The 8,304-nt window shown below is 71.3% G+C and carries 5 protein-coding genes; 3 read left to right on the forward strand and 2 right to left on the reverse strand.

Annotated features, from left to right (window positions below):
• Nucleotides 1-288: 288 nt before the first annotated feature.
• Both AAHZ94_RS23540 and rpsT read right to left on the reverse strand, forming a co-directional pair.
• A complete protein-coding gene (locus AAHZ94_RS23540) occupies nucleotides 289-1,230 on the reverse strand; it encodes a hypothetical protein (protein ID WP_349994987.1) in 942 nt (313 codons plus the stop codon).
• Between the two features lie 573 nt (nucleotides 1,231-1,803).
• A complete protein-coding gene (gene rpsT / locus AAHZ94_RS23545) occupies nucleotides 1,804-2,070 on the reverse strand; it encodes a 30S ribosomal protein S20 (RefSeq protein WP_349994988.1) in 267 nt (88 codons plus the stop codon).
• Nucleotides 2,071-2,326: 256 nt separating this feature from the next.
• Between rpsT and lepA the strand changes: the two genes are divergently transcribed.
• The 3 genes from lepA to AAHZ94_RS23560 form a co-directional block, all read left to right on the forward strand.
• Nucleotides 2,327-4,201, forward strand: a complete 1,875-nt coding sequence (gene lepA, locus AAHZ94_RS23550) for a translation elongation factor 4 (RefSeq protein ID WP_349994989.1) — start codon at nucleotides 2,327-2,329, stop codon at nucleotides 4,199-4,201.
• A 496-nt stretch (nucleotides 4,202-4,697) separates the two neighbouring features.
• Nucleotides 4,698-6,584: an AMP-dependent synthetase/ligase gene (locus AAHZ94_RS23555; protein WP_349994991.1), complete on the forward strand. Its 1,887-nt coding sequence runs from the start codon at nucleotides 4,698-4,700 to the stop codon at nucleotides 6,582-6,584.
• A 534-nt stretch (nucleotides 6,585-7,118) separates the two neighbouring features.
• Nucleotides 7,119-8,304, forward strand: a 1,186-nt coding sequence (locus AAHZ94_RS23560) for an ATP-binding protein (protein ID WP_502964756.1), incomplete at its 3' end; no start/stop codon positions are given.

Here is an 8,304-nt window from a genome sequence, read left to right on the forward strand (position 1 = left end):
CGCAGCACATCCGCACAACCCACCCAGTTCCCCACGGAACCCTGCACAGAGTCGAGGCATCCCCATGGCACGCTCCCACCCCACCCCCCCCCGGGGGGCCCGCGCCCCCCCCCCCCCCCCCCAAGCCGAGCCAGGGACTGGCCCGAGCCGAGCCGATGGGCCGGCCCGAGCGCTGCGCCGGTGGGACGGCACGAGTGCCGAGCCGGCGGGTGGGCTAAAGTGCCGCGCCGGTGGGCGGCCGGTGGAGGTTGGAGCCGGCCCGGGCAGCGGGCCGTGGCCCCTCCGGTGCTACTCCGCCTTCTTCTGTAGGCGCTCCATCGTCGCCTTGGCGCTCTCCTTGAGCATTTCGGCGACCTTGGCACTGTCCGGCGGCGTGGTGCTGGACGTGCTCGACGTGTAGTTGGACCACGAGGTCTGGTAAGTCATCCAGCCGTCCCGGATGCCGAGGATCACGTACTTGCCCTCGTCCTTGCCGTCCTTGTCCACCTGGGTCACGAGGTACGCCTCGTCGCCGATGCCCACGACCTCGTTGACCTTGTAGGAGTAGCTGGAGCTCTTCTGGTTCTTGTAGGCGCGGTACTGCGGGCCGAACTCGGCGGTCGGGTCGGTCTTGCGGTGCAGGCGGGCCGACGTCGCGAGCCAGGTGGACGAGTAGCCGGAGCTGGAGCCGCTGGGCTCGAAGTCGGTGTTGCAGTCCATCGAGTCGAGCGCCTCGTCCTCGGTGCCGTTCGCCTGCGGGTTCTCGCGGGTGGAGGAGGACGCTTCCTTGGTGAACCCCGCCGCCTCGATGGGCGCGTACTCGGTGATCTTGCACAGATTGCCGGTGAAGGCGTAGCCGCCGAGTTCCGGCTTGGGGTCGTCGTCGCCGAAGCCGCCGGTGGCGAAGAGGACGCCGGCCCAGACGGCCGAGGCCACCACGGCACCGCCGACCGCCCACAGCGGGCCGCGCCCCTTGCCGCCGGCGGCGGGGGCACCGGGAGCCGGTGCGCCGGGACCGTACCCGCCGGGAACCTGACCGGGGTAGCCGGCTGGCACCTGGCCGGGCCCGGCCTGCTGTCCTTGCTGCCCCGGCTGCATTCCGCCGGGCGTGGGCGGATACGCGTAGGGATTGGGTGCCTGACCGCTCTGCTGGCCGGGCGGCTGCCCGCCCGCGGGCTGGGGCGGGACGTTTCCGTACGGGTTCGCAGGTGGCTGGGCGTACGGATTGGGCTGTTCCCCCGGTATCGACATGGCGTGCACATTACCTGACAGACTGCACAGGGCCGGAGGCCGTACGGCGATTGTTTCGGGGCGGAGACAAACCGCCGCAGGGTGCTGTTTCGGCCGAGTTCCAGGGTGTTCCAGGGGCACGCCGAGGGAGGTGCCGACTGCTGTCGGCGGCTCGGGCAGCGGGTCCGGATGCTGCTGCCGCACCACATGCGGGCGCCCGCCCAAGGCCACACGAGTACACCAACCAAGCGCCCTCCGAACACGCCAAAGGCCCCGTACCGCCCGGGGAATCGGAGCGGTGCGAGGCCTGGCGAAGAATCCGCGAGCTAAGCGCGTCGCACCCGCGTGGCGAACAGGCCGCGTGCGACGCGATGTCGTGTTGCCCGCCCCTGGAGCGGTGCTCCGGGGCTGGTGGGACGACCGTCGGACGGCGCGGGAGAGAGGGCCCGCGGGGTCCGTACCGACGTTGAGAACGTAGCTCGGTCAAGCGCCGTGTCGTGAGGCGTGTCCGGCGGGCGTAGAGGTCGCTCCGCGGTCGTCACGCACGGTGTGCGGCGGGCCGCTCAAGGGCGTCGCCGCTGGTGAAGCAGTAGATCAGGCGCTCAGCGTGGCAACCTGGGCAGCCAGCGCCGACTTCTTGTTGGCAGCGGCGTTCTTGTGGATGACGCCCTTGCTGGCGGCCTTGTCGAGCTTCTTGGACGCCTCGCGGGCGGCCACGGTCGCCTTCTCGACGTCACCGGAGGCCACGGCCTCACGGGTCTTGCGGATGGCGGTGCGCAGCGAGGACTTGACGGCCTTGTTGCGCTGGCGCGCCTTCTCGTTCGTCTTGTTCCGCTTGATCTGGGACTTGATGTTCGCCACGAAAGAGCCTTTGCAGGTTCGTCGGATTTCTCGGTTGTTCTGGAGCGCCCGCTAAGGCGGCTGCGCAGACGTGCCGCACACCAGAGAGGTCACGAGGCACGGTCGTCCAGATTACCAGCAGGTGCTGTGGCGTCCCAATCCGGACGGCGGCGGCCACTCATGGGACGATGGACGGGACTATCACCACGTCCACCACGTCTCGCCCAGCTACTAGCTGCGTCTACTGGCTGCGTTCAATCACCGAATGGACCCCTGCGTGCCCGCGATCCCTACCCATGTACCGGAGCCGAGCCGTACCGACCCGGCTCTCGTCCGTAACTTCTGCATCATCGCGCATATCGACCACGGCAAGTCCACGCTCGCCGACCGGATGCTCCAGTTGACGGGTGTGGTGGACCAGCGGCAGATGCGCGCGCAGTATCTGGACCGTATGGACATCGAGCGTGAGCGTGGCATCACGATCAAGTCCCAGGCGGTCCGGTTGCCCTGGGCGCCCACCGGGGGCGAGCGCCAGGGCTCCACCCACGTCCTCAACATGATCGACACCCCGGGGCACGTGGACTTCACCTACGAGGTCTCCCGCTCGCTCGCCGCCTGTGAGGGCTGCATCCTGCTGGTGGACGCGGCCCAGGGCATCGAGGCCCAGACCCTCGCCAACCTGTACCTGGCGATGGAGAACGACCTCACGATCATCCCGGTGCTGAACAAGATCGACCTGCCGGCCGCGCAGCCCGAGAAGTTCGCCGCCGAGCTCGCGCACCTCATCGGCTGCGACCCGAGCGAGGTCCTGAAGGTCTCGGCGAAGACCGGCGAGGGCGTGCCCGAGCTGCTGAACCGGGTGGTGGACACCGTCCCCGCCCCGGTCGGCAACGCGGACGCCCCGGCCCGCGCGATGATCTTCGACTCGGTCTACGACTCGTACCGCGGCGTGGTCACCTACGTCCGAGTGGTCGACGGCCAGCTCAGCAAGCGCGAGCGCATCCGGATGATGTCCACCGGCGCCGCCCACGAACTCCTGGAGATCGGCGTCTCGTCGCCGGAGATGCAGGCGTCCGACGGGCTCGGCGTCGGCGAGGTGGGCTATCTGATCACCGGCGTGAAGGACGTGCGCCAGTCCAAGGTCGGTGACACCATCACCGCCTTCAGCAAGGGTGCCGAGGAGCCGCTCGGCGGCTACAAGGACCCCAAGCCGATGGTGTTCTCGGGCCTGTACCCGCTGGACGGATCGGACTATCCGGAGCTGCGCGACGCGCTCGACAAGCTCCAGCTCAACGACGCGGCGCTGGTCTACGAGCCGGAGACCTCGGCGGCGCTCGGCTTCGGCTTCCGGGTGGGCTTCCTCGGCCTGCTGCACCTGGACGTGATCCGGGAGCGGCTGGAGCGCGAGTTCGGCCTCGATCTGATCGCCACCGCGCCCAACGTGGTCTACCGGGTGATCATGGAGGACGGCGCGGAGCACGTCGTCACCAACCCGAGCGAGTTCCCCACCGGCAAGATCGACGAGGTGTACGAGCCGGTCGTGCGGGCCACGGTGCTCGCGCCCAGCGAGTTCATCGGCGCGATCATGGAGCTGTGCCAGGCCCGCCGCGGCACCCTGCTCGGCATGGACTACCTCTCCGAAGACCGCGTGGAACTGCGCTACACGCTGCCGCTCGCCGAGATCGTCTTCGACTTCTTCGACCAGCTCAAGTCCAAGACGCGCGGTTACGCCTCGCTCGACTACGAGCCCACCGGCGAACAGACCTCCTCGCTCGTCAAGGTCGACATCCTGCTGCACGGCGACAAGGTGGACGCGTTCTCCGCGATCACGCACAAGGACAAGGCGTACGCGTACGGCGTGCGGCTGGTCGCCAAGTTGCGCGAGCTCATTCCGCGGCAGAACTTCGAGGTGCCCATCCAGGCCGCGATCGGCAGCCGGGTCATCGCCCGTGAGACGGTGCGCGCGATCCGCAAGGACGTGCTCGCCAAGTGCTACGGCGGTGACATCTCCCGTAAGCGGAAGCTGCTGGAGAAGCAGAAGGAGGGCAAGAAGCGGATGAAGATGGTCGGCAGCGTGGAGGTGCCGCAGGAGGCGTTCATCGCGGTGCTGTCCACGGACTCCGACGGCGCGGACGCCAAGGCGAAGAAGTAGCGGGAGTACGGGAGTAGGGGGCGCGGCCCGGCGGGCGGCGCGGCGGGTGAGCCGTCGCGCCCCGTGCGCGGCCCGGTCGCCGCGGGACCCGTGAGAGGGCGCGGCGTGCCCGAGGGAACGTAGCGCACCGGGGCCCACAGTGAACGCCGCTGTGGGCCCCTCGCCCCCGCGCCCCGCCCCGCGTATCCGTCCCACGGACGCGCCCTGTCACGCCCGCCCGCTCGCTCCGCCCCGCCACTGCGCGCACCCGTCCCCGACGCCCGCCCCGCCACTGTCCGCCTGTCCCGCCGCCTCCCTCGCGCCCGCCCACTGCCACCCCGCGCCCCCGCCCCGGGGCGCTGCGCCGTCGGCTCCCACCTGGCCCGTAAGGCTGCCGGTCACTGTTTAAACAAGGAGGTTGCAGCCCCTTACGTGCCGGCGCGAGGGCATCTACTCTGATCATTGCCCGAAGGTTACTCATGAGTCACTAACGCTGAGGCGGGCCCGGGAGGATGCCGTGACCGACACCCAAGCCTTGCTCGACAACCGTCCGCCGTCGATGGCCACGCTCTTCGTGGAGCGGGTGGCGGCCACACCCGATGCGGAGGCGTACCGCTATCCGGTGCCGCCGGCCTCGGGCGAGGGGCCGTGCGACTGGCAGCCGATGAGCTGGGCCGAGTCGGCCACCCGGGTCTATGCGATGGCGGCCGGGCTGATCGAGTTGGGGATCGCCACCGAGGAGCGGGTCGCCCTGGCGTGCAGCACCCGGGTCGAGTGGATCTTCGCGGACCTCGCGGTGCTCTGCATCGGCGGCGCGACGACCACCGTCTACCCGTCGACCAACGACGACGAGACGGCGTTCATCCTGGCCGACTCGGGCAGCCGGGTGCTCATCGCCGAGGACGCCGAACAACTCCGCAAGGCCCGCGCGCACCGCGCCGAACTGCCGGAACTCGCACACGTGGTGGTGGTCGAAGAGGCCGACGCAGTGCCGGCCGACGGCGACCCGGAGGGCTGGGTGCTCTCGCTGGCCGAGCTGGAGCGCCGGGGCGCCGCGTACCTGGAGCAGCATCCGGACGGCGTGCTCGACCGGGTCCGCGCGCTGCGCTCGGACCAACTCGCCACCCTCATCTACACCTCGGGCACCACCGGTCGCCCCAAGGGCGTACGGCTGCCGCACGACGCCTGGTCGTACATGGGCCGCGCCATCGAGGGCATCCAGCTCCTGGAGCCGGAGGACGTCGGCTACCTCTGGCTGCCGCTGGCGCACGTCTTCGGCAAGGTGCTGGTCGCAGGGCAGCTCGCAGTTGGGCACACCACCGCGGTGGACGGCCGCGTGGACAAGATCATCGAGAATCTGCCGGTGGTCAGACCCACCTACATGGCCGCCGTGCCACGCATCTTCGAGAAGGTCTACAACGGTGTCGCGGCCAAGGCCCGGGAGGGTGGCGCGGCCAAGTACAAGGTCTTCCAGTGGGCGGCCGAGGTCGCGCGGGACTACGCCAAGGTCTCCCAGGACAACTTCCGGGCCACCGGCTCCGCGGCCGTCCCGTTCGGCCTGCGCAGCAAGCACGGGCTCGCCGACAAGCTGGTGTACAGCAAGTTGCGGGAGGCGTTCGGCGGGCGGATGCGGGCCTGCGTCTCCGGCTCGGCCGCGCTCGCGCCCGAGATCGGCTACTTCTTCGCCGGCGCCGGAATCCACATCCTGGAGGGCTACGGACTCACCGAATCCAGCGCCGCCAGCTTCGTCAACCCGTACGACTACCGCACCGGTACGGTCGGCAAGGCGCTGCCCGGACTTGAGGTGCGGATCGCCGACGACGGCGAGATCCTGCTGCGCGGCCCCGGCATCATGGCGGGCTACCACGGCCAGCCCGAGCGCACCGCCGAGGTGCTGGAGTCGGACGGCTGGTTCCACACCGGCGACATCGGCGAACTCTCCCCCGACGGCTATCTGCGGATCACCGACCGCAAGAAGGACCTGATCAAGACGTCGACCGGCAAGTACATCGCGCCGGCCGAGGTCGAGGGCCGGTTCAAGGCGGTGTGCCCGTACGTCTCCAACATCCTGGTGCACGGCGCCGACCGGAACTTCTGTACGGCGCTGATCGCCCTGGACGAGCCGTCGATCATGGACTGGGCGAACGAGAACGGGCTGGCGGGCAGGGCGTACGCCGAGGTCGTCGCCGCGCGGGAGACGCAGGAGCTGATCGAGGGCTATGTGCAACAGCTCAACGACGGGCTCCAGCGCTGGCAGACGATCAAGAAGTTCCGGCTGCTGCCGCGCGATCTCGACATCGAGCACGGCGAGTTGACGCCGAGCCTCAAGCTCAAGCGGCCGGTCGTGGAGCGGGAGTACGGCGCGCTGATCGAGGAGATGTACGCGGGCGCGCGCGAGGCGTAGGCGGCGTCGGCCGCGCGGGGTTGGGCGTGGGCGTGCCCGGTGTCGCGCGGTCGGCTGCGCGGCGGGGCGGCGGGGCGGCGGCGGATTGCCGGACGCCGGTGGGTGGCCGGACATCGACGCGCGGCCGGCGCGTGGGCGGCGTGGCCGGGGGTTGCTCGCGTGCGGTCGGGGGAGTGTTGGTGGCGCCCGCGCGCCCCTTGTTAGGGGTGGGGCGATCGGCCAGCATGGGACGTCACCCCGAGGTCCGGCGCCGTTCATCACCCGTTAGAGGGAACGCGCGTCGAGTGGGCGCAGTTATGCCCGTACGTGTCGTATTGCGGCTCATGGTGGCTCATTTACGTAACTTGGCGCATTTAGGTGCCCGCGGTCTGTCACGCTGTCGGGGTTGGAGTCGGGGCCGTGCGGACGGTTGGACACCGCACGGCGCGCGCCGAATCCGGTCCGCGCGGGGCGTCACCGATCGCCGCGCCGGGGCCGGAGCCCGTCGGGGGTCGGGCGGCGGCTACGAGCACCCCCCGGGGGAGTGGCATGGGCATGGGAGTAGATGCTCAGGCGGGCGTTCGCGGTAGCGCGGGCGAGTACGGCAAGCGGGCTGTGACCAGCCCCGAACCGGGCGACGACCCGCCCGACCTGGCGCGGCCGGGACCTGGCCGCGACGAGGCGGCGGACGGGCCGGGCCCGCGCAGCTTCGCCGGGCCGGCAGCGGGAACGGATACCGGGGCACGGACCACCCCCGGCGACGGAAGCTTCACCGAGCCGATGCCAGGTACGAGTGCCGGGGCGCGGAGCGGCCCTGACGGTGGGGCCGGCGCGGTCAGCGGCGCGGCACCCACCGCCGGCGGCGCACCGTTCCGCCCCGCGGGCCATCCGGCGGACGTGGCCGATGCGGCAGCGGCCGAGGTGCGGACGCCCGGTCCGGCCACCGTGGACCACGCGGATCGCGTAGGCCACGCGGGCCAGATGGGCCGGGCAGATCGGCCAGGGCCGGCACGTCAGGCCGGCCCGGGTGGTCCGGCAGCTCCGGCGCGGCAGGCTCGATCGGCCGGAGCCGCCGGTCAGGTCGAGCACACCGCAGGTACGGTGCCGGTCGGCGCCGCCTACGGCACGGCCGATGGACCCGCCGGTGCCGCATCGGCCGAGCACGCGGCGGAGACCGCGTCCGCGCAGGCCGCCGCCATCGACGCGGCTGCCAGGGCAGTGGCCCTGGACGCCACGGCAACGCGCGCCGCGGCCCTGAACGTCGCCGCGATGCACCCGGCGGCCGGCGACGGCGCCCGGGAGCACGGCACGGCGCGCGACCTGCCCCCGACCGAGGCCCGGATGCCAGCCGGCACCGGGTTCCCCCTCGGCGCACCGCTGGCTGACGGGGCGACCGGGGACCGCATCCGACGGGCCGACCTGGCCGGCAACGTGCGCGCACCCGCGGCGGCACGACAGTTCGTACGGGCCGCGCTCACCGACTGGTCCGTACAGGGGCTGCCGGAGAGCGAGCTGATCAACGGTCAGTTGGTGGACGACGCCGTGCTGTTGGTGAGCGAACTGGTCACCAACGCCGTGGTGCACGCCGGCACCGGCGTGGTCGTGCGCTGCGCCCTGGAGCCGGCCGGCGCGTCCGACGCACGACCGGCGCTCTACGCGGAGGTCACCGACCACCATCCGGCCCGGGCGGTACGCGGCCAGCCGGCGTTGCGCGAGCCGGCACCGGGCGCCGGGGGCGGCT

This window comes from Streptomyces sp. HSW2009, assembly GCF_040240285.1.
GTDB lineage: Bacteria > Actinomycetota > Actinomycetes > Streptomycetales > Streptomycetaceae > Streptomyces.

Bases quoted from the DNA above. Each gene is read 5' to 3' on its own strand.
- AAHZ94_RS23540 (WP_349994987.1), bottom strand. From the start codon at position 1,230: ATGTCGATACCGGGGGAACAGCCCAATCCGTACGCCCAGCCACCTGCG.